Below are 22,992 nucleotides of genomic sequence, written 5' to 3'. Positions count from 1 at the left end.
GGACCTTGTGGATGAGCTTGCCCGAGGCACGGATGCCAAATTTTGCTCTTGATAGTGTTGTTGTAACCGTCGATGGTTGGGACCATCATTCCGGGCCGGCAGTGGCTATACTGCCGGCTTTTTTTCAGAGCTGAACTGGTTATCATGACGCAGTCACAGACGTATTTTACACGAATAAAAACGTCTTAGGATGACACCAAATAACAAATGCTTACAAGGGGATGAACGATGAGCACTTGTGCCGATTTACCCGTACTCGAGTGCGAGGTACCTGAAGAGGGCTTGAAGCTGGATCTGGTTTTGCGGCCCAGAGAGCAAAAAGATGGTGAGCCGCAGTACTGGCCGCTATTTAATGCTGATAATCCAGAAGAGCATTTTGGTAATATGCTTTTTAAAACCCATAAGGGCGGTGTACTTACCTTAAAAATCACCCTGGACCTATCTGAAGTCTCTGGGCGTGAGTTGGAATTCGTTCGCTACAAGCAAGGTCATAAGCTGGACGGTATTATCGCATTAACTCCAGATTTCCGTCATCAATTCCGTGCGCGTGCAAGGGAAGTAGATGGAGATTACACAAAGCTGGTTATTAAAATCCGGGATCATGATCGAATCCCGGATCGTTTTAATTTTCTGTGGATGTGTGTGGACCCTGTAACTGGGATGCATTTTGTTTCTGGTGATCCGAGAGCAGGGGTTGACCCATTACCGCCAGCTGAGAACTGATGAAAACTCTAATTTTGACAAATAGAGTTGATTACAGTTTTTGAGGCCTGGGGTTGAACACAGAGCTGCTGAAATGGGGGGAGTGAAAACCACTCTTCTCCCATTCCTTGGGCTAGCAATTGTTCTAGGTGGTAATTAGCAGACTGCCACTCTCCGGCAAGAGCATAAACTTGCGCTGCTGTGTATTTTACATAGGTGTCATCTGGTGATTCTCTCAGTAAATCCATTATCAAAGCAATCGAGTCCGAAGTTGCTTCCAAGTTAGCTAGAGCCTGTGCACGATATTGCCGAGCGACTAAGCTAGAGTTGCTAGAGGCATTACTGGTAAGGTTTATTATTTTTTCATAATATTTTTCTGCGTTAGCCTGATCAGAGAGCATTGAATAGACTTCAGCTATTTGGCCAAGCATTTGAATATTATTTGGAGAGGCCTTTAAGACATCTTGATAAACATTTAGTGCTTCAGTGTAGTTTCCTTTAAAAAAGGAAATTATTCCCAGATTGGAGGTTGTGCGCCAGCTTCGGGCATTGGCGGGAATAGCTTTTATGGCTTTCTCTGCAAGATCTAGATTGCCGCTTTCTAGCTCAATTGTCCCTAACACAGCATAGGCTGGCCAGTATTCTGGAGATTCATTAATCAGGTTTAATAAAACTTTTCTTGTTGATACGTAGTCTCCGGTCGCCATGTGATTAATGGCAATAAGGTGCATATTTAGCGAGGATGGATGTAAGGCTGCTGCTTGTTCTGCAAAAGCTAGCCCCTTAGAGTAATCTCCCGTCATATATAGAAAGCGAGAGAATTGAGCTAGCATATGTGCTGAAGGGTATCCTCTTCGCTGCAATTTTTTCAGTGTTGAGGTAAAACTATCTTCATCTAGATCAAGCCCTAGAGACTGAATTAAAAGTTTAGCCTCAAGTATTGCTGCTTGTTCTGTGTTAGAAACATCTGCACTTGAGAGCACTCGTAAGGCTTTGGTGAGAAGTTTACTGTTGTTGGTTGCTATGAACTTTTTAGAAGCAGCCCATGCATATAGAGAGTAGAGGTTTAGGTTTCTCGGGTACCTTGCAATTAATTCTTCAACTAAGTCAAGGTCTGAGAATTGCATTGGCTCAGCTTTACTGCGTTTTGCAAGAATCTCAAGGTAGCTATTGTAATCAGCTGGCCTCATTCTTACTTCTGCAGTGGATTCGCTACGATAACTAGAGGCGAAAAGTTCAAGTGTACTATTGCGGATAGTATACTGAGCCTCTTGGGGTTCGTTGCTGAGAAATACAAAATTAGTCTGCTCTCTGATTTGGTTGTCCTCAACTTGGATTTTTTGAAGCTCGATATTACAGCGAGTTTGCACGCAAGCCAGGCGGGCGCGAAGGGCGTCGGTTACCCCTTTATCTTTGAGGCTTTGTAGTTGTTGATCTAAGTTAGATTCCCCTCTTGCTTCAAAGCTGACTAGTGCGCTGGACTTAAGTCGAGAGGGGGCACTGAGTAAAGCTTGGCGAACCATTGCTTTAATTAGAACTTTTGCATCTTCACCACCATTGACCTCGCCGCTTAGTTCTACTGGGAGAACAGCGATATACTGTGGTGATGGTTGCATAAACGTTCGCCACCCCCAAAGTGCGCATACCCCAAGAAGGACCACTCCCGTTAGCGTTGTTAAAATTAGACCTCTTTTTCTACGAGGCCTAATTAGAAGCTGAGTAACAGTTTCAGAATATTGCTGGGTATTCGCATCAATGCCATGCTTTCTCACCAGTTCGAGAGCCTCATAGACTCTTTCTGCGGATTCTGGCCGCTGTTCTGGGCGTTTGCCCAAAAGCCGGTCTAATAGCGCGGCTAACGGCTTGGGAATTTCTGGCCAAGCTTGTTGCGGCGGAATATGGGGCTTGCTCGTAATCTGCTGGGCAAACGCGAGTGCGTTTTTATCGCCGCGCTCAAAGGGTTTGTTTCCGCAAAGTAATTCATAGGCGATGTTGCCTAGGCTAAACAGATCGCTACGGGCATCCAGGGGGGTGCCCTGTAACTGCTCGGGAGACATGGCCTGCACGCTGCCGGCGATATGATCTTCCCTAGTAAGTTGCTGGTCGCAGTCTAGGGCTTTGGCGATTCCGAAATCGGTAATTTTGGCTACGCCATCATTGGTGACAAGGATATTCTCAGGCTTTAAGTCCCGGTGGATAATTCCCAGGCAATGGGCTTTGCCGAGTCCTTGGCAAATCTGCATCAGCAAGTCGAGCTTTTCAGCCAGTGTGGCGCTGTGCTCGCGCATCCACTCTTTGAGGGTAACGCCTTCAACCAATTCCATGACCAGGGCGATATTATGGTCTTCCTCCAGGACATCGTACAGACGTACAATGTTGGGGTGGTTCAGTCTGGCTAATAATTGTGCTTCGCTACGAAAACGGGCTTCGGCGGAGTTGCCTGTCATGTCTGAGCGCAGCTGCTTGATGGCGACTTTGCGCCCCAGCTTTACGTCTTCAGCCAGATAGACAACACCCATACCACCGGCGCCAAGGGTGCGCTCTACCCTATAGCGACCTTGATATACCTCAGTTTTCTCCAGCGCAACTACGTCCATTGTATTTAGTTCTTTTCGGATGGATAGGGGATTCTACCCGATAGTACATTTTCGTGAAGCTATCTGTCTCCATTTCAGAGGAAATGGTTCACGTTATTCCATTTCTTTTGGATTGCTATCGGTTGCAAAAAGAGACTGCCTAACGTCTACAAAGTCTTTATTTTCAGAGGAAAAGCGCTGGAGTTTCAGTACTCTAAAATCTAAGGTGAGTTCACCCTGACGGAAAGTCACATGTGACATGAATGGCTTTGCTGCTTATAAAGGCGAACAAAGGGGGGCATAAGATCCGTACTTTAAGCGTGACTGCTATACGTACGGATCGATTCTTTTGAGCTACGAATAGCGATAAGACCTTACGCTTCCTGCAGCTCGGTCTTCGCCTCCAGTTGAGTGCCTTTATAGATTTCAAACTGGTGGCAGCCCAGGCGAATTTCCCAGGAGCGTCGCTCTACTAAGTTTGAGGTATCTACGGCATCTGGCAAGGATTCAGAGATCTGCTTGCGTGCGCGGAAAATCTGGGTGTTCAGGTGGTTGACGGTGATGCCCAGTTCGTGAGTGGCTACCTGGATGGAAACCCAGCCTTGGGAATCTATATCCATGTCGTTTTGCATATCACGGAAGCGTGCTCGAGCCAGGTACAGCAGCAGGTAGTTGTGAATTCGTGCGGGCAGGGACTGCTTCATACCCTCTCGCTGCAGCTGCAGTTGTACATGTTCCTCGTGGGAGCTGACAGAGAAGCGCAGGCCGAAATCTGTAATGGATAACTGCTGTAAAGAGAGTTCTTTGGTTGCCCCTTGGTTGTCGGCGAGAAACAGTTGCCAGCTCTGCAGGCCGCAATCAATACGATCCCCATGATTGACCATGCTTTTGCTGCCCCCTTCGCCGGTACTACCGGTAAACTCGTATTGCCATTGGGCGGTAACGGGGCTGAAATGCAAGCTGGCGAGGGGCTCGCTCTCGTCCGGCAGTAGGTGGTATTGCTCCAGTAGCTGGGCCTCACCAGTCTTCAGGTCAATCAATAAGTTTTCCGGGGCATCGAGATTCTCGACAATCCAAGCGGGGTTATTGACTCGCCCAAAACAGATCTTGTCGCCGGTTTGCAATGGGTAGCTCTTGGCTGGAACCAGTTGCTGGCCATTTAGCCAGGTTCCATTGCGACTAAGATCGCGAATATTCCAATGCGTGCCGGTCCACTGAATGGCCGCGTGAATACCAGAGATTTCGGCACTGGTGATACGGGTATCCACGGCTCCTTGACGGCGGCCGATGGTGTGGTGTGCCATCAGGTATACGGGTTGGTCCCTATCTGGATGCTGTAAGCAAGCCATTATCTTGTCCTTTTTCTCCGGGTTGCGTCGGGCGCTGAGCTAGAGCTGCTTGCCAGAATTGTTGGCAGTTCAATGCTGCAGATGGGATTGCTCACTCGGCAGCAATAAAAAGTAACCTACAAGTGCTATTGTCCAGATTCTTTGAGATTCGCTCTACAAGGCCAAGAGAGTTTGGCTATTTCCCCCTCTAAGGGAGAAGTGGGCGCTCACTAGGGGTCTGGCTGTAAATAAGTTTGAGGTTCTTTATACCTACTGTGGAATGATTGTAATCACTGCTACTACTAATGGTTGCTATTTTCACTGAAAAACTTTGCTGTCGTCAAAAGTAGCGTAATAGTTTGTGCTTACTAATTGTGAACTGGTTAAAATTTTAAGTGCTTTCAGTTTCTTTACTGCCATCTGGGCTAGCTGCCAGATGTCTTTTCCCCAGTATTTAGCGAGAGCCGAGAGATTCTTTAAGAATTAGCTTTAGGGAGCTGAAAGCCATTTGGCACTAATCTAATGGATCTGCTAGCGCTTAAAAATGCCATTTTTGCGGCAGTTTCTGCCAAGTGGTGTTAAATGGGTACTTGAGGGATAGGAGCCCAATTTATTATAAATCGGGCTGTCAAAGGAATAAGAGTTTCTAAATAGGTTTAGATACGGATGCCTTCAATATCCAGAATCATTTCAACCTTCTGGGAGGCTGGGCCCAGATTGTAGTCGATACCGAAATCCTTCAGATCAAACTCTGCAGTGCCACTGAAGCCCTGACGGTAGCCACCCCAGGGGTCCTTACCGCCCCCAATATTGGTAACGTCGATAGTTAGCGGCTTGGTAACCCCACGTAGGGTTAGCTCACCTTTCAGCAGTGCCTTTCCGTCTTCTGTTGGTTCAAAGCTGGTGCTTTTGAAGGTTGCTGTGGGGAATTTTTCCGTGTGGAGGAAGTCGGAACCGCGCAGGTGCTTGTCGCGCTCGGCGTGATTACTGTTAAGGCTGGTTACGTCGATATTGACGTTTACAGTAGATTTTTCCGGTGCCTTGTCATCATAAAAGAATGAACCGTTGAAATCGTCAAAGCGTCCATAGAGCCAGCTATATCCCAGGTGTTTAATGCGAAACTGGACGAAGGCATGGGCGCCTTTGGTATCGATTTTATATTCCGCCGCTTGGGCTGTGGTGCCGAGCAGGGCAGCGAAAAGAAGGGCGGTGAGTTTCTTCATAGGGAGATTTCCTTTTTTGTGGTTGTAACTGTATTTTGCTTATTCGGACGGGTCGGCATGCCAGATAGTCCAAGCATCCTGCGAAGTGTTACGTCCTTGTCGAAAAAATGATGCTTCAATGCCGCCAGGGCGTGAAGGCTGACCAGGATGATCAGGGTCCAGGCCAGAATTTCGTGAAGGCTCCCGGCAATATCTTCCTGATTGGGAATGTCTTGGATAGTAGCCGCTACGCTAAACCAACCGAATACATCAATGGGGCGTCCATCGGCGGTCGATATCAGGTAACCCGATAGCATAATGGCCAATAGAAGCAGGTAGATGAGGTTGTGCATGCCACTGGCAGTGAGTGCTTGCCAGCGAGGTGTTCCTGGGGCAGCCCTGGGGGTGATATTCACTGAACGCCACAGTAAACGAAGCACCAGAGCAATCAAGAGCAAAATACCTATGCCTTTATGGATGCTGGGGGCCTGCTGATACCAGGGGTCATAATAGGACAGCTGACGCATCCACCAGCCGAGCACAAAGAGGCCTATGATCGCTGGGGCCATTAGCCAGTGCAGCATAATCGCGACCCAGCCGTAGTTATTTTGGTTGTTACGAGCTTGCAAGCTCTTTCTCCAAGTGTGTTTATTGATCGGGTAAATTGATGAGGCTTTAGTATGCTGATTTGATTAGCCTCGAATCCCGCCAGGGTTTTTCTTTCTGCTTGAAGAAGGTCTGGAGAGGCTACATTCGCACTCACCCCGTTAGCGGATTATAACTTGGCGCTAGGGTATCGTTTTTGTTGTCTATGACCAATGGCTGAAGGGAATCTTTGCGAGAGAGATCAATTAAGCTCAGGTGACTAATAAAAGAGACAGAAAGCGCAATAATTGTGCTGTTAGTGGTGGCGGCTCCGATTACCCTCACGTTCTGCGGCAAGAAGAATCCGCTCGCAGGCCCCTCTGTCCAGGGCTGTAGATCGCTGTGCCAGCTGCTCAGCCAGCCAGCTGGTGGAGTGATGTTCGCGGTCCAGGGCTAATTGTTCAAGCTGCCAGATCACGTCGAGCATTAACTGCCGCTCCAGTTTGTCTTCAGTTTCCTGGCTGGAGAACAGCCGTGGCTCTAGCCTCTCCAAGTCGCTGCGCTTCAATACCAGCTCTGCCAGGCTAGGGTACCAGCGGCCACTGAAGGGCTCAGGGCGTTGATGATAGTCAAACGTGATTCGCAGGCGATTGCCCTCGGCGTCCTCGAGTAGAGGGGTGTCTTGCTCATAAGCGGGTAGGGCGGGGCTGTGTCGCAAGATACCGACAAGGGCCCGCCAGTCACTGCGGTTCTCTGAGCACAGGCGCAGTGGCTCAATCAATTCCCTCTGCCCCTCGCGATTGAGAAAGGTCAGTTTCTGCCCCGGACGATACCAGTAGAGATCGAGGAGCTTTTCCTCGGCTAAATCTGCAAGATGGATGCTGGTTAGGGGTTCCTCTGCTAGGGCGCTCAAGTGGCTGACGGCCTGTTGGACACTCAGCCATTGCTTGCGATGGAAATGTTTGCCATTGGATGTGGTCATGCGCTGCTCCAGCCTCGCGTTAAGCTCCCCAAATTTTAGCAACCCTGAAAAACCACTAATAAGTGGCTTATAGGCTTGGCAAGTGATAAGTGAAGTCACATTTGCTGGCTATGATCCAATCGAGCCGTGAATTATCGCCAGATTTATTCAATTGTAGGAATATTAAAGTAGTGCTGATTGAGGAGGTCTGGAACACCTATTACATTGCCAGGGTATTAGTTTAGCAGTGGAGCACTGGTATAGGTTCGGCTCAGGAAACTGTGACTGGAGATTATTAACACAGAGACTGGGATGAATTGGTGGGTCATGCCATTGGCTGGAGATGTACAATGGCACTTTTATTTACCTGGGGTGCTTATGAAGTTACGAAATGCTCTTTTACCGCTGTTTCTCTCTGCAACCCTGTCAGCACCTGTTGTCGCTGGTGTGTCTTCTCAGGCACAGGAGACTTCTGACTATGCAGTTGAAAAATATGAAGAAGCCATGACTGAGACCTTAGCGAGCTTGGTACGCTTTGAAACGGTAGCTCGCGAAGACCTGCCTTTGGAGCGCAACCCTGAGTTTAAAGGCTTCAAGGACACTCTACAGGATAAGGCTCGGGAGCTGGGGCTGGAGTATCAGGATTTCGGCCATGTTGTGGTAATTGCCCTGGGTGAGGGGGCAGAGAAAGTGGGTATTGTTACCCATGGGGATGTCCAGCCAGCCAACCCGGCCAAGTGGCAGAAAAGCCCGTTTATGTTGGATGCGGAAAGTGAGCCAGGCAAGCTGATTGCCCGTGGCAGTGAGGATGATAAGGGTCCGATCGCTACGGCCCTTTATGCTATGAAAGCGATTAAGGATCAGGCGGTGCCCATGAAGCGCAGGGTTGAACTTCTGATCTATTTGGCGGAAGAGTCTGACTGGGAGCCCCTCAAGGAATTCCTGAAAACTTATCCTATCCCTGCCTACAACATCACCATCGACGCTAATTATCCGGTAGTGACTGCCGAGAAAGGCTGGAGTGAGGTGCAGGTCACCACCGCTGGTGTACTGGCAGCGAACTTCGATAAGCCTTATATAAAAAGTTTCTCAGGTGGCTATTTTCGTAGCCAGGTGCCGGATGAGGCGCGCGCGTTGTTGGGAAATGTTAATGCTGAGCTAGTTTCGGCTATCCGCGCTCGCGCCGCTCAGAACAAGCTTGTCTCATATGAGTTTAAAAGCGGTAATGGCAGTTTAGAGGTAGTGGCTCGCGGTGTGGCTACCCACAGCTCAGAGCCTGAACATGGGGTAAATGCGATCGCCTATCTTGCGGATGCGCTCAGTGTGTACGATTGGCCCGCCAATGACGCTGGTGCGACGGTGCGCTATCTGAATGACTTGGTGGGCACAGGGGTCCTGGCTGAGAAGTTTGGCAGTATCGCTTATCGCGATGCATTTATGGGTCCAATGACGGCGGCTGTCACCATGGTGAAAGAGACTGAATCTGGACTGATCAGCCACCTCAACCTGCGTCGCCCCACAGGTAAAACAGCCCCGCAGCTAGAAAAGGAGATTGACTCTACCTTGGCCGAGTGGCAGGAACTTTCGGGTATCACATTGGCAGATACAAAAGTGATTTTGGGGAATCCCTACCGAGTAGACGATGCTCCTCATGTAAAACCTTTGCTAGAAGTTTTTCGTCATTTCACCGGTATGGAAAAGGCTGAGCCGGTCGCGATTGGTGGTTCCACCAATGCCAAGCTATTACCTAATGCTGTGAGTTTTGGGCCCTCTATGCCTGGAGTTGCTTATTCCGGGCATTCGGAACATGAATTTATTACCGTTGAACAGTTTCGGCTGAATCTAAAAATGTATACGGCGATGATGATTGAGGTGGCTAACCTCTAGGCTGGTGAATCTGCGAGTTGTTGAATAAGAATAAGAATGTGGGCGCCAGAGTTTACTATGTAAAAACGGTTTTCTCAGGCGTCCGTTAGGAATCTCTTTTACCACTATTTTAGAAGCATAAGATGTTAAATTTTCTTCCCTCGGCAGTGTTGTTGATATTGGCTTCGGTGTTGCTGGTCATCAGCACGATCCTTTGCTTTATTCCCATTTTGTTTTTTGTTGTAGTGCGATTGATTTTTCCATTTTCAGCGCTGCGCAAAATCTACACGTCCATTTTTATGTCGATTGCTGAAGCCTGGATTACCATGAATAAAGGCTGGATGAAACTTACGCAAAAGACAGAGTGGGATGTGAAAATTGGAGGGGAGCTGAAAAAAGATGGCTGGTATTTGGTAACCTCCAATCACCAGAGTTGGGTGGATATCTTTGTACTACAGTCAATTTTTAACCGAAAAATCCCTTTCCTGAAATTTTTTATCAAGCAGGAGCTTATCAAGGTTCCTGTAATGGGGATCTGTTGGTGGGCTCTGGATTTTCCATTTATGAAGCGTTATAGCAAGGCATATTTGGAGAAGCATCCGGAAATGCGCGGCAAAGATCTGGAATCAACCAAAAAGGCTTGTGAGCGCTTTAAATTAATTCCCACCAGTATTATGAATTTCCTTGAAGGTACGCGTTTTACTCAGGAAAAGCATGATAGGCAGGGTTCCCCTTTTAACTATTTGCTCAAGCCCAAGTCTGGTGGTATTGCTTTTGCCATGCAAAGTATGGGGGAGCAACTTAACCGCCTGTTAAATGTAACCATTGTCTACCCAGATGGTATCCCATCATTTGCGGATTTCCTTGCGGGAAAAGTGAAGCGCGTAGTCGTTCGGGTGGAGCAGATTCGCATACCAGATAAATTTTTCACGGCTGATTATATGAATGACCAGGTATTTCGTGCTGAATTTAATCATTGGGTGTATAAACTTTGGCAGGATAAGGATCAATTGATTGGAAATTTATTGAGTGATTCTAAAGGGGCTTAAGAGGCGCAGGCTATTTTTATGGCGAATGCTACTTAAGAAGGCTTGAGGGGCTGTTTTTTCAGCCCCGCCTTCCCAACAGATTTCCTCAATGAGGAATCAATCAAAGCCAGATGGGTAGCTGAGCACGAATTTCATCTGGCTGGCTGTCGACCAGGTTTTTACCGGTCTCTCCGGCAACGGTGGCACGAGTGGGCGTTTTCAATGCATCGCGCAAGCTCCCCACCATATAGGGTTCAGCCACAATATATAACTTTTCAAAGCGGCCTTCTTGGCGCCCACGCTCCAGTGTATGGGCAATTTTCCTGGCAAAATCTTCACCACTGCGGCGGTGTAGATTTGCAAAATTTCCCATCGCATGGCGGCCCTGGCCGTAGCTGTCGAAGCTGCGTCCAGGTGCATCGCTATCTATTTCGCGTCCTGATAGTCGGGACTCTGGATGGAGTAGGGCTTGAATTTCATGGAGGTTGCCGGCGCGTTTTTGTGCTTCAAATATTCTGGCTTGCGATTGGTTGGCCACAAGAACCCATGCTAAAGCCATGAGCGTATCCTCATTCTTTTACTCTCTCTTATCCTAGTTAATTTCAGCGCCATCCACTATCTGTCTGGATTTAATTGGGTAACTATCTGATTTTTTTTTCATTTTCCAGAATATTGGAGAGTTAATTGTGGATAGAAGAGTGGGATTTGCCTGCGATGCTTTTCGGTTCATTTCGTAGAGCGTTATAGATTTTCTAAATAGATGAAATCTAAATATTCACAGTTGTCTTTATGCCTTTTGTGATGGTTATTGCAGGCACATATTCCTACCGAATGGCGTGAGATTACCTAGAATGAAATCAAGATGTGAGAGGCGCAAGCCGGATCCATGGGTCTAGCTTGCGCCTCTTGCGACATAGCGGTAGATGGAGGTTGTAAGTATGAGTCTGATACCCAGAGGTTCCCTGCTGGATCTGGATAATATGTTTGAGCAGATGTTGTCACCTGGCCGCGCTATCGGCAGTGAAAGGGAGGGATTTTTCTCGCCACGTATCGACGTGAGTGAACGGAAAAATAAATATGAAATCAGTGCCGAACTGCCAGGTGTTGGTAAGAATGATATCAATATCACTTTGGAGAATGGAGTTTTAACCCTAGAGGCGGAAGTACATCGCGAGATCAAGGAAGAAAAAGATGGTCGGATTCTGCGACAAGAGCGCCGTTATGGCAAATTCCTGCGTAGTTTTAATCTGGGGGAGGATGTTCGAGAAGATGAAATTGATGCGAATTTCAAAGATGGCATTCTGACTCTGACTGTCCCCAGACACGAGGGACATCCGCCACAGAGAAAGCGTATCGAAGTGCACTGATTTTTTCATGCGACGGGCTTCCGTCGCTTTAAAAGTATGTTTTCAGTATTAGTTGAGGTAAAGCAATGAAAGTGAAACAGGCAATGCACCAGGGTGTGACCTGGTGTACACCAGATACCTCTCTACAGGAATTGGCAAAAATCCTGCGGGACGAGGATATCGGAGCGGTTCCCATCGGTGAAAACGATCGATTAGTGGGTATGGTGACCGACCGAGATATCGTATGTCGCGGTGTTGTGCAGGGAGGCAATCTTTCTTCCCTAACTGCCCGTGATGTAATGACTGAGGGCATTGAGTGGTGCTGGGAAGAGGATGACCTACTCTCCGCGGTACACAAAATGGAACAGCAGCTGCTACGGCGAATGCCAGTTCTAAATAGTGAGAAGCGCATGGTCGGCATTCTCAGTCTCGGCGATATCACCTCAGCCATTGCCAGTAAGCAGGGTGGTCACTTCGCCTCTGCGGTTTCGGCTCACCACTAGTTTCCGTAGCCCCATTATGGGGCTTAACTTATTTTCTGGGCCCTGTGAGGAGAATTCTCCGATGGGGCCCAGTCTTATTTTACTTTCTTATTGATTCATAGGTTCTGGTAGGGTTGCACGAATTAGCGAGTGAGGGCGTATACTCCGCACTTTTTGAGGTAATCCATGGCGGTCAGTCAGGAACAGCTGCTTCAGCGCAGTGGTGGTCAGTGCGAACTCTGCAAAGCTCAGGATAATTTGGAAGCTTATGAACTGCCGGAGTCCCCTGTCGGGACGGAGGGCCAGTTACTCCTGTGCCAGACCTGCCGCGATCAGCTGAACAATCCAGCCGAACTCGACAGCGCTCATTGGCAGTGTTTATCTGACAGCATGTGGAGCCAAGAGCCGGCGGTGCAAGTTTTGGCCTGGCGGCTTCTCAAGCGCCTGTCTACGGAAACCTGGGCGCAGGATTTACTAGACATGCTTTACCTGGATGACGATCTTCTTAACTGGGCCCAAGCCGGTGCACTACCTCAAGCGGGCGACATTCTTGTTCACCGCGACAGCAACGGCGTGCAGCTACAGGCAGGTGATAGTGTGGCCATTATCAAGGACTTGGATGTAAAAGGGGCCAGTTTGGTGGCCAAGCGCGGTACTGCAGTTCGTGGTATCAGTTTAACGGATAACCCAGAACACATTGAAGGGCGTGTCGAGGGGCAGCGTATCGTTATCCTGACTAAGTTCGTCAAGAAAATTGGTTGAAACTCTATTGATTGCCAGCTTTAGATACAGGACTAGTTTACGAAGGGAAGGGTGGTTTCCTATCACATTTCAGTCTTGTGAAGATTACTGGAATAAATTTGCCCTGTTATCATCCCTGGGATACTTCCCTAGGACTTTAACCGCCTGGCTTTGGCCGTAGATCCCAATGCTAGCTGGTGCGCCTGGCTATGGCCGTGGTTGTAGCTGTGACAGGCAGTGGAGATGGATTGATGAGCCCCACCTATGAAATTCGCAGCGGCACCCTCGCGGGTTTCAACACTCTGGTTCCCCAGTTGGGCGGAATACCTTCGGATTTGCTCGCTGAGGTTGGCCTACCCGCGGATTGTATGCGTCGCCCGGATATCTTGATTCCAATCTCTACTCTGATCGACTTGTTAAACCTGTGTGTGCGTGAGCTGCAATGCAATGACTTTGGCTTGCGGCTGGCGGAGCAGCAGGGCCTGCGTATGCTTGGAGTGTTGGGTAAGTTGGTGCTCAAAGAGAAAGACCTGGATGCCGCGCTGAGTGCCAGCCACCGCTACATGGTATTACACAACCAGGCTGATCACTGGCGAATAATTGAGCGCGATAGCAGACTCTACGCTTATCGCATTAGCCATTATGAAGGGCTTGGAGTTGCTGAGCAGTACAGCGAGCTGGCCTTGGGCGCCGCCTGCAGGCTATTTAGGGAGTTGGCTGGAGCGGATATTCGCCCGCGCCAAGTGCATTTTTGCCATGTACCGGTTTCTTCACTCCAGCGTTACCGTGAGTACTTTGAAGCTGAGGTATTTTTTGCCCAGGAATATGATTGTCTCGTGTTTGATGCTGAAGTGTTAGAAAGGCCTTTGAATGCGGCTAGTGAGGGATTGGTGCAATATTTTGAGGAATTTACCCAGTTGCTCATTCAGGGGCAAAGGGGGGATATAGCGAGTCAAGTGCGGACGCTGATCTTGCAGACATTAGGGGCCCAACAGCATAACCTGGCACAGGTTGCCCAACTGGTGGATACCCCTGTTCGTACTTTGCAGCGCCATTTACGTGCTGCCGGCACCTCTTTCAAGCAGCTTTTACAAGAAGCGCGCATGGAAACGGCTCGATGGCATTTACGGTCCTCAAATATTGATATTGCTCTACTGTCGGCGAGCCTTGGTTATACCGATACCAGTGCCTTCTCCAAAGCTTTTCGCACTGTGCATGGGAATTCCCCCTTACAATGGCGCAAGCTACAACATTGATTTTTACTTCTAGGTTTTTCAAAGGGTATTTACCCGGCAGTGTCCCGCCTCATTTCAGTATCCTATTTTGTCCTTCCCTTTTTGCCTCATAAATACTGGCAGGCTATGCTGGGCACCTGTTGATTGAAACAACGACTAGTAAGGAATAACACCATGGGTGCAGAGACGATTCGCTGTAAAGCCGCTGTGGCCTGGAAAGCGGGCGAGCCGCTTTCTATCGAGGAAGTTGAGGTGATGCCGCCGCAAAAAGGCGAGGTACGTATCAAGCTGACGGCTACCGGGGTCTGCCATACCGATGCTTTCACACTTTCGGGGGAGGATCCTGAGGGTGTCTTCCCTGCGATCCTTGGCCATGAGGGAGCGGGTGTTGTGGAGTCGGTGGGTGAAGGAGTTACCGGCCTGGCGGTTGGGGATCATGTTATCCCGCTATATACCCCCGAGTGTGGCGAATGTAAGTTTTGTTTGTCTGGCAAAACGAACCTCTGCCAAAAAATTCGAGCAACCCAAGGTAAGGGTTTGATGCCGGATGGCACCACGCGTTTTTCGATCAATGGAAAGCCCATCTATCACTATATGGGCACCTCCACTTTTTCTGAGTATACGGTATTACCGGAAATCTCCCTGGCGAAAATTAATCCCGAGGCGCCGCTTGAGGAAGTTTGTCTTCTTGGTTGTGGTGTCACTACGGGGATGGGAGCGGTGAGGAATACCGCTAAGGTAGAAGCGGGTTCAACCGTGGCAATCTTTGGCTTGGGTGGAATTGGCCTATCGGCAATTATCGGGGCCAAGATGGCGGGTGCTGAGCGTATTATTGGCATTGATATCAATGAAGATAAATTTGCCCTGGCAAAAAAACTCGGTGCGACAGAGTGTATTAACCCCAAAAATTATGAACAACCCATCCAGGAAGTCATTGTCGACCTTACCGATGGTGGAGTGGATTACTCCTTCGAATGTATTGGTAATGTAAATACTATGCGGTCTGCGCTGGAGTGCTGCCACAAAGGTTGGGGCGAGTCTGTAATTATTGGCGTTGCCGGTGCGGGTCAGGAAATCAGCACGCGCCCCTTCCAGTTGGTTACTGGTAGGGTGTGGCGCGGCACTGCATTTGGAGGAGTGAAAGGTCGCTCTGAACTTCCGGATTATGTCGAGCGCTATCTGGCCGGGGAATTTAAGTTGGATGACTTTATTACCCACAAGATGCCCTTGGATAATATTAATGAGGCCTTTGATTTGATGCACAAAGGCAAGAGTATTCGCAGCGTCATTCATTACGAAAACGTTTGAGTGGGATAACCTATGTCAATTGAGCTTGTCAGTAGCACCAGATCGTTTGATGGCTTACAACAAGAATACCGGCACCGCTCCGCTGTGTTGAATTGCACTATGCAGTTTTCTATTTTTTTGCCTCAGGGTACAGACAGCGAAGAAGGGCATCGCTATCCGGTGCTTTATTGGTTATCGGGCCTGACTTGCACCGATGCTAATTTTAGCCAGAAAGCGGGCGCCCAGCGTATGGCTGCAGAGCTGGGTATTGTGCTGGTCATACCAGATACCAGCCCTCGTGGAGAGGATGTTGCCGATGATCCCTCCTACGACCTTGGCCAGGGAGCAGGGTTCTATGTGAATGCCACTCAAGAACCCTGGAAGCAACACTACCGTATGTATGACTACATAGCGGCTGAATTACCGGCCCTAATTGAAGGGCATTTTCCGGTAAGTAAGAAGCGCGCCATCAGTGGTCATTCCATGGGAGGTCATGGCGCCCTGGTTATTGGCTTGCGTAACCCTGAGCGATATACCTCAGTTTCAGCATTTAGTCCGATCTGTAATCCGATCGCTTGCCCCTGGGGAGAGAAAGCGTTTGGTGCATATCTGGGCGCGGATACAACCTGCTGGGAAGGTTACGATGCGAGTGTTTTAGTAGGGCGAGCGACAACGCACCTCCCGATACTGGTCTCCCAAGGCGATGAAGATCAATTCCTTGAGCAGCAGTTACGACCCGAGGCCCTGCAAATGGCCGCCGAAGCTTGTAGCTATCCTCTGCGACTGGAGCACCATGCTGGATATGATCATAGCTACTTCTTTATCGCCTCATTTATTGAGGAACACCTGCGTTTCCATGCGGATTACCTCTTGAGTAACGATAAAATTCCTGCCTAAAGCTGCTGTCATATCGTTTAGAGCTGCGCTGCAACCGGGCACTTTATAATTGCCCGGTTGTAATACATGAGCTTTTTATCGAGCTTACCTGGGTGTCTTTCACCTATCTGATTGAGCGGCAACTGCACGACATTCACCGTGAATCTCTGCCCGGCCTTTCTCGAAAGTCTGTTCAATCGGGAACCAGCCGTTAGAACAGAATCCATTTTCATTTATGAGGAGTTCCACCCTCGCCATTGCCATTTTCTTAATATCGCCTGAGTTTGATTGACTGTGGCCAGGTTTACCAGAGCTGGGTTTGCCCCTTGCTGGTTTACCCTTACCGCCCATTCCGGGGCCACCGTTATGTTTACTGCTGTGGCTTCCATCGTTATGGGGCGCTGCCCCCAGGCTTGCCTTATATACAAAGCGTTTGTGTCCTAGTTCAGTGATATCAGCAACAAAAGATTCGTTAGTGGGAACCTTAGGCGTGGAGCTACAGCCGAAGATGAGCAGGGAAGCTCCCATAGTAGAGAGGAGGTTAGCCTTCATTGTTGTTATCCTGTGAGTCATTCGTTTCCAGTATGACCTTTGCCCTTTACTAACGTCGGTTAAGCAGAGTAAACAATTGTTAAGGTCAATCAATTCATTAAGGTGTTTCTTTCTTAGGGGCCTTTACAGGATATTTTCTTTTTACCTAAATAAGTTACTCTTGAAACCTGTGTTTTTATATATGCGTAGAGGTCTACCCAGATTATTTTTACTATGATCTATGGCTTGATGATGGGATAAGGGCCTAAAAAATAAAGTGATTTTATAGCTCTATGGCGATTTATAGAGGAGAAATAGAGAGCAGATTTTCGGGTTTTATTTTAGGGTGCACAGTGTCTCCTCGGCAGCTGGAGAGACCTATTTTTCTGACGCGTTAGGAAGTTGTCCTCAGTCTCAAAGACCTGTAGAAAAGTCATAATCTGATAAGAAAAATGTTGTTACAGGCTTTTAAAAATACTTGTTTTCCACGTACTCGCCCTGGTTTTGGCCGGCGACGGTACGTCTTTGTATTGTCTCACTTATCTGCTGTGATTTACGGTGAGGAACTATAGTTTCCTAGGCGCAATAAAGTTTTATCAGGCTCGTCGCCTCTGAAAAGAAAGCAATCCGACAGCAGTCAGCGTTTTTAATACTGAGGTCCAAGCACTCATATTTGGTTTCGTTGGCTTTCCTTTGCCAATAAGGGCCAGCTGTTGTTCGTACCAAGTGACATCCAGCATAGCCATAAAATCCAGTCTGGGAATACCTGTGGTGAGCTTTTTCAATGTTATCTTATGGTTGCCATCCGATAACAGTTTGTGCGATAGCCGTGGGTCAACCGCTAATGGGCGGGCTAGGCCGATCATATCCACGGCATTTGATACAAGGGCGGCCTCCATGGCAGCTGCGGAACGGAAGCCACCGGTGACTACGACAGGAATTTGCAACTGTGCACGGGCTTTTTCTGCATAATCGAGAAAATAGGCCTCTCGCTTGATAGTGCTTTCTTTCACATTGGCACCAACCATACTTGGGTTTTCATAGTTGCCGCCGGAGATTTCAATTAAGTTAATACCTTCATCCTGTAAGGCTTTCAGAACCTGCATGGATTCTTCTTCACTGAATCCACCTTTTTGAAAATCTGCTGAATTGAGTTTTACGCCTACCGGAAAATCTTCACCAACCGCTTCGCGAATAGCGCTATACACCTCGCGTAAAAATCGTAAGCGATTTTCTAAGGTACCTCCCCACTGATCATTTCGCCGATTTTGGTGAGGGGATAGAAACTGATTAATCAGATAACCATGAGCAGCATGTATCTGAATCCCAGTAAATCCAAATTCTTTCGCCTGTGCTGCGGCCCAGGCAAATTTTTTAATGATAATTACTATTTCATTTTCAGTGAGTTCTCTCGGGCGGTTGAACGTCTTCTCTAAGCCATTAGCCAATGGAATTGCAGAAGGTGCGACGGGTTCGGTGCTTAAAAAGTTGGGTGTTTGCTTGCCTGGATGATTTAATTGCATCCAGATTTGTGTACCGTTTTGGCGTCCAGCTTGGGCCCATTTCCGGAAAAGGGAAAGGTCCGACTTCTCGTCTAATACCACATTCCGCGGCTCACCCAGAGCTGTTCGATCAACCATGACGTTGCCGGTGACCAGTAAACCTGTGCCTCCCTCTGACCATGTGTGATATAAGTGAATCAGCTCCTCGGTGGGGGCATGATTGGGATCCGCTAATTGCTCACTCATAGCAGATTTAAACAAGCGGTTTTTAACACTGGTTCCCGGCAGAATACTCAGTGGACGAGCGAGAGGTGAATCTCGATCGGTGTTTTTTAAGGCGTTGATACTATTTTTCAAAATGAATGTCCTGCCTGTAAGTTTTAATACTGGCCAGTGTTTGTGCCCCTTGTTGCGTCACCAAGGTGCTAAAAAACGTCCGTAGCTGTCTGAGTAAATCATTGGGATCACCGGATACCTGGTATTGCAGAATACTGCCCTGCCAAACGCTATAACACAGTGTCGCAAGGTTATCGGCGGGGACGTCACTGCGTAGATCTCCTTGATCTTGTGCCAAATGTAATATCGACTGAAGATTTTCCAGCCACCTGTGCTCTACAGACTCAATGGCTTCACGGCAAAGAGGACTGGCCTGGGCTACCTCGGCCGACATCGCTCCGAGTAGACAGGCACAAGACTGACCAACTTTTACTTTGTTTTGAACACGGTTATGAAAGCAGCACCAGAGCTGGATCAAGCCAGGTGCCTGATCCAGGTTTATTATCGTCTGCGCTAGTTCCGCATCAATCTGCTGGCCGTAGCGGTGAATAATGCTGGCTACGAAGGCCTCTTTACTGGGGAAATAGTTGTAGAACGAACCTTTGGGTACACCAACTGCATCCAAGACCTGCTTGATACCAGTGCCGTGATATCCCTGGCTGGTCAGCATCGCGGTGCCTGCTTCTAACAGTGCTTCTTTGGTGTTTTCGCTTTTACGTGGTCGAGCCATGAATATTAGACCGGTCGTCTATTAACTGGTGGTCAATATATGACCGATCGTCTTGGAATGCAAGAGGGAGTGTTTTGTTTTGGTATTTTCTAGGCTAGGGATCAGGAAAAGGTTACTCATATGGGGAGATTTATGGGGAGATTGGCCCCGACGACCTATTAATCATTGGCCACACACAATAGTTTACTGAAATCGAAAATACTCTTTCAAAATAAAATTTATTCAGGGATTTTGAATCAATATAAGGCTTTTTGTGCTCTTTAATTGGTTATTTTTGGTTTCAATTACCTGGTTTGGCCGGGGCGCTACTCTTTTCATCGCCGCATACTCAGATGGTTCCTCTATCAACTTGCCTGCTCCTACTATAGAGTCTCCCTCAGAGTTAGATAAGTAAATGGATCGATTGTGATTGAGTTCGCGGTGGAAACTGGGAAGAGCTGCGACCTGGATATCTTTGGCGGCAAATTGTTATGGAAGGAGGTGAGAACTGTTTTAATAGAAGAAGTAAGTTGGTTCTTCTTACTGATTTTGTTTCGCCAAAAGCCAGCCCCAAGATTGTCTTCAGGCACTGCGAATATCGATGATGCAGAGTAAATGACGGTAAAGTAAGACAATTGCAGAAGGTTTGATTGTCACTCTGTTAAATTCAGAAAGAGAGCTCGATGCCCTCCGTTATCTGAAGGTTACATTGTAGAATTCAAGGACTTTGTTGCTTGCAGAGAAAGTGGTTTAACGCCTTTCTTAACGCAGATTTGCGCCTAGCATAAAACACTAAAACAAAGAGCCCTTCTATGAAAAGAAAACTGCTTGCCCTACTTAGCTGTACAACCTTTGCGGGACTCTGTTCCGCGGATACGTTGACTATTGAGCGAATATTCTCCGATCCGGCCCTTGGAGGCACAGCGCCCCGTGCCCTTGAGTACTCTCCCGATGGTAGTCGGGTAACTTTTCTGAAGGGGCGCGATGAAGACTATAACCGTTACGATTTGTGGGAATATAACATTGCCGATAAAGAGTCCCGTATCCTGGTGAATTCCGATAGCCTGCACAGTGGTCATGAGGAATTGTCCGATGAAGAAAAAGCCCGTCGCGAGCGCCAGCGAATTTATGGTAGTGGCATTATGGAATACAGCTGGTCGGAAGATGGTAAGTCCCTGTTATTTCCGTTAGCTGGAGATGTTTATTACTACGGCCTGGATAGTAAATCCGCGCGGCGCTTAACTGAAACTGAAACTTTCGAAACCGATGTGCGGGTTTCCCCTAAAGGGCGTTATGTTTCTTTTATTCGCGACCAGGATATTTTTGTTGTTGACCTAAAGAATGGTAAAGAGCGTGCATTAACCAATGATGGCCACGGGCCTATTAAAAATGGTATGGCCGAATTTGTTGCTCAGGAAGAGATGGGGCGCATGAGCGGATACTGGTGGTCACCAGATGACCGTCATATCGCCTTTCTGCAGGTGGATGAGTCTCCGGTGGATAAGGTGACTCGCAGTGAAATCTATGCTGATCGCATTGACCTGATTCAGCAACGCTATCCCGCCGCAGGGAGAGCGAATGTAAAAATTCAGCTGGGCATTCTGAATGTAGAAACCGGTAAATCCCGCTGGGTAAACCTTGGTAATGAGCAGGATATTTATATTCCTCGCGTGCAGTGGGCGCGCGATAATCTACTGACTTATCAATGGCAGTCCCGCAATCAACAGAAGTTGCAGTTGCGTGCTTTTGATCTGAAGACGAACACTGGTAATACCCTGTTGATTGAGTCCAGTGATACCTGGGTAAATTTGAGTGATGATCTTCACTTCTTGGAGAATAAAGATCAATTTATCTGGTCTTCAGATAGAGATGGTTTTAAACATCTCTATCTCTATGATCTAAGTGGTAAATTGTTGAACCAGATCACTCAGGGTGACTGGGTAGTGGATGAAGTTGAAGCGATTGATGAGAATCAGGGCTTGGTGTATTTCACCGGGCGTAAAGATACTGTGATAGAGCGACATTTGTATCGAGCGCCATTCAATGGGGATGGAAAGATACAACGTATCTCTAGCAAGAAGGGAATGCATGATATCGAGTTTTCCCAAGATGCCTCGGGTTATATCGATAAATTTTCCAGTGTAAATACCCCGCCTCAAGTAAGCTTGCATAATGCCAGTGGCGAACTAACGACCTGGCTGGAAGAAAATGCGGTTATTAATGGGCACCCTTTACACCCATACAAAGCTGATTGGATTACTCCTGAGTTCGGTACCATTGAATCCCCTCTGGGACACCAGCTTAATTATCGACTTTATAAGCCAGCTAATTTTGATGCATCAAAGCGTTACCCGGTTATGGTTTATGTCTATGGTGGACCCCATGTTCAGGTAGTTACCAATAGCTGGGATAAAGCCTTTAACCAGTTTATGGCCCAGCAAGGGTATGTCGTTTTTTCTCTGGATAATCGAGGTTCTGCTAACCGCGGAACGACTTTTGAGAACCCCATTTTTAAAAATATGGGTAGCCCTGAAGTTGAAGATCAGGTTACTGGAGTGAAATTCTTGCGCACACTACCTTTTGTTGATAGTGAGAATATTGGTATCTTTGGGCACAGTTATGGGGGCTATATGGCTCTTATGAGTATGTTTAAAGCGGGTGACTATTTTAAGGCAGGTGTATCCGGTGCTCCTGTTACCGATTGGTCCCTTTATGATACCCATTATACTGAGCGTTATATGGGGAGCCCCGATAACGATGCGGATGCCTATCAGGCTTCATCAGTTTTTCCGTACACTGAGGGACTTAAGGGCTCCCTGTTGATTTATCACGGTATGGCGGATGATAATGTCTTGTTTACTAACACCACCCGACTGATCAAACAGCTGCAGGATAATGGCCAGCAGTTTGAATTGATGACCTACCCTGGCAAGAAGCATAGTTTGCGCGGTAAACAAACTCGGATTCACCAGTACACAATGATCAGAGATTTCTTTGATCGACATTTACGTAAAGACAGCTGATTTTAGTTATATTATTTTCTGTATATCAGGTCCCCAGGTAAATAAAGCTTGGGGTTTGATCAGTGAAGTACTGATATCATTCTTATCCCTTCTACATTTTTTGTACCAAGTCTCCAATCATCCCAAGAACATCTCTATTTGTCTCATATGGTGTTCAATCATTTTTGGTGATTGATATTTTTTGTTTACTTTCTTTCTCATGGGTTATGTTGTTTGAGGAAATTGAGAGTGCAAATAAGCTACTAAGTAATTTTTGGTAGATCTGTTCAGGAATATATTGGGTTAGGGTGAATTATGTGGAATAGAATTGGTGGTAGATTTATTGTATTAGCTGCATTGATAAGTTTTTTTGGATGTGCTGGTGTTGGAACTGAAAAAGAGATGCCGTCACAGGAAGTAAGTCGCGAAATGGTGGGAGTTGAAGCAGAACTACTATCTGCTTATATGCAGGACCAATCCCTATTGACTCTAGTTGATGCGCGAACAGTGGGGGAGTTTGAGGCTGGACATGTAAACGGTGCAATTAATGTCCCTCTAGGTGATTTCGATGAAATGAGAGAGCATTTAACAATAGGTCTTGACGAGATGGTATTGGTTTACTGCAAAAGTGGCACACGGGCAAAAAGATTGGCAAATAAATTATTTGCAGTCGGCTATAAGGATGTCAGAGTTATATCATCGCACCAGTTGAAATTTATTGAAGGAGAAATAATTTTTGCAAACTTGGATTAAAGTT

General features: G+C 47.5%; 21 protein-coding genes. 12 read left to right on the top strand and 9 right to left on the bottom strand.

What is annotated here, in order from left to right:
- Positions 1-228: 228 nt before the first annotated feature.
- Positions 229-723 (top strand): hypothetical protein, encoded by a 495-nt coding sequence (locus tag ACJJIB_RS19130; RefSeq protein ID WP_444887205.1) that lies wholly within the window; start codon positions 229-231, stop codon positions 721-723.
- An 8-nt stretch (positions 724-731) separates the two neighbouring features.
- Here ACJJIB_RS19130 and ACJJIB_RS19125 read toward each other — a convergent pair whose 3' ends face one another.
- The 5 genes from ACJJIB_RS19125 to ACJJIB_RS19105 form a co-directional block, all read right to left on the bottom strand.
- Positions 732-3,221, bottom strand: coding sequence for a protein kinase domain-containing protein (locus tag ACJJIB_RS19125; protein WP_444888947.1), 2,490 nt, complete (start codon positions 3,219-3,221; stop codon positions 732-734).
- Between the two features lie 431 nt (positions 3,222-3,652).
- Entirely contained in the window at positions 3,653-4,627 is a 975-nt protein-coding gene (locus tag ACJJIB_RS19120) for an FHA domain-containing protein (RefSeq protein WP_444882770.1), read from the bottom strand.
- 635 nt (positions 4,628-5,262) lie between these two features.
- Positions 5,263-5,829 (bottom strand): YceI family protein, encoded by a 567-nt coding sequence (locus ACJJIB_RS19115; protein WP_252083326.1) that lies wholly within the window; start codon positions 5,827-5,829, stop codon positions 5,263-5,265.
- On the bottom strand, positions 5,826-6,437 hold the full coding sequence (locus ACJJIB_RS19110) for a cytochrome b (RefSeq protein WP_444887204.1): 612 nt from the start codon (positions 6,435-6,437) through the stop codon (positions 5,826-5,828). Before ACJJIB_RS19110 ends, ACJJIB_RS19115 begins: the two co-directional genes overlap by 4 nt.
- 272 nt (positions 6,438-6,709) lie before the next feature.
- Positions 6,710-7,375 (bottom strand): hypothetical protein, encoded by a 666-nt coding sequence (locus ACJJIB_RS19105; RefSeq protein WP_252083324.1) that lies wholly within the window; start codon positions 7,373-7,375, stop codon positions 6,710-6,712.
- A gap of 291 nt (positions 7,376-7,666) precedes the next feature.
- On the opposite strand from ACJJIB_RS19105, the gene ACJJIB_RS19100 reads away from it, so the two are divergent.
- Both ACJJIB_RS19100 and yihG read left to right on the top strand, forming a co-directional pair.
- Positions 7,667-9,241, top strand: coding sequence for a dipeptidase (locus ACJJIB_RS19100; RefSeq protein WP_444887203.1), 1,575 nt, complete (start codon positions 7,667-7,669; stop codon positions 9,239-9,241).
- A gap of 122 nt (positions 9,242-9,363) precedes the next feature.
- Complete coding sequence (gene yihG, locus ACJJIB_RS19095) at positions 9,364-10,269, top strand: 1-acylglycerol-3-phosphate O-acyltransferase, YihG family (RefSeq protein ID WP_252083322.1); 906 nt, start codon at positions 9,364-9,366, stop codon at positions 10,267-10,269.
- A 100-nt stretch (positions 10,270-10,369) separates the two neighbouring features.
- On the opposite strand, the gene ACJJIB_RS19090 is transcribed toward yihG, so the two are convergent.
- A complete protein-coding gene (locus ACJJIB_RS19090) occupies positions 10,370-10,807 on the bottom strand; it encodes a host attachment protein (RefSeq protein WP_252083321.1) in 438 nt (145 codons plus the stop codon).
- A gap of 379 nt (positions 10,808-11,186) precedes the next feature.
- Here ACJJIB_RS19090 and ACJJIB_RS19085 point away from each other — a divergent pair, with 379 nt between their 5' ends.
- The 6 genes from ACJJIB_RS19085 (at position 11,187) to fghA (ending at position 16,236) form a co-directional block, all read left to right on the top strand.
- The gene (locus ACJJIB_RS19085; protein ID WP_252083320.1) at positions 11,187-11,615 is read left to right on the top strand and encodes an Hsp20/alpha crystallin family protein; all 429 of its coding nucleotides are present in this window, start codon (positions 11,187-11,189) and stop codon (positions 11,613-11,615) included.
- 65 nt (positions 11,616-11,680) lie between these two features.
- Positions 11,681-12,097 (top strand): CBS domain-containing protein, encoded by a 417-nt coding sequence (locus ACJJIB_RS19080; RefSeq protein ID WP_252083319.1) that lies wholly within the window; start codon positions 11,681-11,683, stop codon positions 12,095-12,097.
- A gap of 165 nt (positions 12,098-12,262) precedes the next feature.
- Positions 12,263-12,838 carry a PhnA domain-containing protein gene (locus ACJJIB_RS19075; protein ID WP_444887202.1) on the top strand — a complete coding sequence of 192 codons (576 nt, stop codon included), beginning with the start codon at positions 12,263-12,265 and terminating at the stop codon, positions 12,836-12,838.
- Between the two features lie 188 nt (positions 12,839-13,026).
- The gene (locus ACJJIB_RS19070; protein WP_444887201.1) at positions 13,027-14,073 is read left to right on the top strand and encodes an AraC family transcriptional regulator; all 1,047 of its coding nucleotides are present in this window, start codon (positions 13,027-13,029) and stop codon (positions 14,071-14,073) included.
- A 153-nt stretch (positions 14,074-14,226) separates the two neighbouring features.
- Complete coding sequence (locus ACJJIB_RS19065; RefSeq protein WP_444887200.1) at positions 14,227-15,360, top strand: S-(hydroxymethyl)glutathione dehydrogenase/class III alcohol dehydrogenase; 1,134 nt, start codon at positions 14,227-14,229, stop codon at positions 15,358-15,360.
- A 12-nt stretch (positions 15,361-15,372) separates the two neighbouring features.
- Entirely contained in the window at positions 15,373-16,236 is an 864-nt protein-coding gene (fghA, locus tag ACJJIB_RS19060; RefSeq protein ID WP_444887199.1) for an S-formylglutathione hydrolase, read from the top strand.
- Positions 16,237-16,335: 99 nt separating this feature from the next.
- Here the strand turns inward: fghA and ACJJIB_RS19055 are convergent, their stop codons facing one another.
- The 3 genes from ACJJIB_RS19055 to ACJJIB_RS19045 form a co-directional block, all read right to left on the bottom strand.
- Positions 16,336-16,767, bottom strand: coding sequence for a hypothetical protein (locus tag ACJJIB_RS19055; RefSeq protein WP_444887198.1), 432 nt, complete (start codon positions 16,765-16,767; stop codon positions 16,336-16,338).
- Positions 16,768-17,342: 575 nt separating this feature from the next.
- Positions 17,343-18,605, bottom strand: a complete 1,263-nt coding sequence (locus ACJJIB_RS19050; protein ID WP_444887197.1) for an NADH:flavin oxidoreductase/NADH oxidase family protein — start codon at positions 18,603-18,605, stop codon at positions 17,343-17,345.
- Positions 18,595-19,254: a TetR/AcrR family transcriptional regulator gene (locus ACJJIB_RS19045; RefSeq protein WP_252083313.1), complete on the bottom strand. Its 660-nt coding sequence runs from the start codon at positions 19,252-19,254 to the stop codon at positions 18,595-18,597. Before ACJJIB_RS19045 ends, ACJJIB_RS19050 begins: the two co-directional genes overlap by 11 nt.
- A gap of 405 nt (positions 19,255-19,659) precedes the next feature.
- On the opposite strand from ACJJIB_RS19045, the gene ACJJIB_RS19040 reads away from it, so the two are divergent.
- The 3 genes from ACJJIB_RS19040 (at position 19,660) to ACJJIB_RS19030 (ending at position 22,988) form a co-directional block, all read left to right on the top strand.
- On the top strand, positions 19,660-19,848 hold the full coding sequence (locus tag ACJJIB_RS19040) for a hypothetical protein (protein WP_444887196.1): 189 nt from the start codon (positions 19,660-19,662) through the stop codon (positions 19,846-19,848).
- Positions 19,849-20,045: 197 nt separating this feature from the next.
- The gene (locus ACJJIB_RS19035; RefSeq protein WP_444887195.1) at positions 20,046-22,256 is read left to right on the top strand and encodes a S9 family peptidase; all 2,211 of its coding nucleotides are present in this window, start codon (positions 20,046-20,048) and stop codon (positions 22,254-22,256) included.
- Positions 22,257-22,550: 294 nt separating this feature from the next.
- Entirely contained in the window at positions 22,551-22,988 is a 438-nt protein-coding gene (locus tag ACJJIB_RS19030) for a rhodanese-like domain-containing protein (RefSeq protein WP_444887194.1), read from the top strand.
- Positions 22,989-22,992 lie beyond the last annotated feature (4 nt).

It is taken from the genome of Microbulbifer mixtoriginis (SeqCode), assembly GCF_052467705.1.
The sequence above is the reverse complement of the archived record's forward strand: the minus strand, read 5'-3'. Positions and strand labels throughout refer to the sequence as shown.

What these genes read in the sequence shown, in the direction of transcription:
- ACJJIB_RS19130 (WP_444887205.1), top strand. Translation starts at nt 229, where the DNA reads ATGAGCACTTGTGCCGATTTACCCGTACTCGAGTGCGAGGTACCTGAA.
- ACJJIB_RS19125 (WP_444888947.1), bottom strand. Translation starts at nt 3,221, where the DNA reads ATGGGTGTTGTCTATCTGGCTGAAGACGTAAAGCTGGGGCGCAAAGTC.
- ACJJIB_RS19120 (WP_444882770.1), bottom strand. Translation starts at nt 4,627, where the DNA reads ATGGCTTGCTTACAGCATCCAGATAGGGACCAACCCGTATACCTGATG.
- ACJJIB_RS19115 (WP_252083326.1), bottom strand. Translation starts at nt 5,829, where the DNA reads ATGAAGAAACTCACCGCCCTTCTTTTCGCTGCCCTGCTCGGCACCACA.
- ACJJIB_RS19105 (WP_252083324.1), bottom strand. Translation starts at nt 7,375, where the DNA reads ATGACCACATCCAATGGCAAACATTTCCATCGCAAGCAATGGCTGAGT.
- ACJJIB_RS19100 (WP_444887203.1), top strand. Translation starts at nt 7,667, where the DNA reads ATGAATTGGTGGGTCATGCCATTGGCTGGAGATGTACAATGGCACTTT.
- yihG (WP_252083322.1), top strand. Translation starts at nt 9,364, where the DNA reads ATGTTAAATTTTCTTCCCTCGGCAGTGTTGTTGATATTGGCTTCGGTG.
- ACJJIB_RS19090 (WP_252083321.1), bottom strand. Translation starts at nt 10,807, where the DNA reads ATGGCTTTAGCATGGGTTCTTGTGGCCAACCAATCGCAAGCCAGAATA.
- ACJJIB_RS19085 (WP_252083320.1), top strand. Translation starts at nt 11,187, where the DNA reads ATGAGTCTGATACCCAGAGGTTCCCTGCTGGATCTGGATAATATGTTT.
- ACJJIB_RS19080 (WP_252083319.1), top strand. Translation starts at nt 11,681, where the DNA reads ATGAAAGTGAAACAGGCAATGCACCAGGGTGTGACCTGGTGTACACCA.
- ACJJIB_RS19075 (WP_444887202.1), top strand. Translation starts at nt 12,263, where the DNA reads ATGGCGGTCAGTCAGGAACAGCTGCTTCAGCGCAGTGGTGGTCAGTGC.
- ACJJIB_RS19070 (WP_444887201.1), top strand. Translation starts at nt 13,027, where the DNA reads ATGGCCGTGGTTGTAGCTGTGACAGGCAGTGGAGATGGATTGATGAGC.
- ACJJIB_RS19065 (WP_444887200.1), top strand. Translation starts at nt 14,227, where the DNA reads ATGGGTGCAGAGACGATTCGCTGTAAAGCCGCTGTGGCCTGGAAAGCG.
- fghA (WP_444887199.1), top strand. Translation starts at nt 15,373, where the DNA reads ATGTCAATTGAGCTTGTCAGTAGCACCAGATCGTTTGATGGCTTACAA.
- ACJJIB_RS19055 (WP_444887198.1), bottom strand. Translation starts at nt 16,767, where the DNA reads ATGAAGGCTAACCTCCTCTCTACTATGGGAGCTTCCCTGCTCATCTTC.
- ACJJIB_RS19045 (WP_252083313.1), bottom strand. Translation starts at nt 19,254, where the DNA reads ATGGCTCGACCACGTAAAAGCGAAAACACCAAAGAAGCACTGTTAGAA.
- ACJJIB_RS19035 (WP_444887195.1), top strand. Translation starts at nt 20,046, where the DNA reads ATGAAAAGAAAACTGCTTGCCCTACTTAGCTGTACAACCTTTGCGGGA.
- ACJJIB_RS19030 (WP_444887194.1), top strand. Translation starts at nt 22,551, where the DNA reads ATGTGGAATAGAATTGGTGGTAGATTTATTGTATTAGCTGCATTGATA.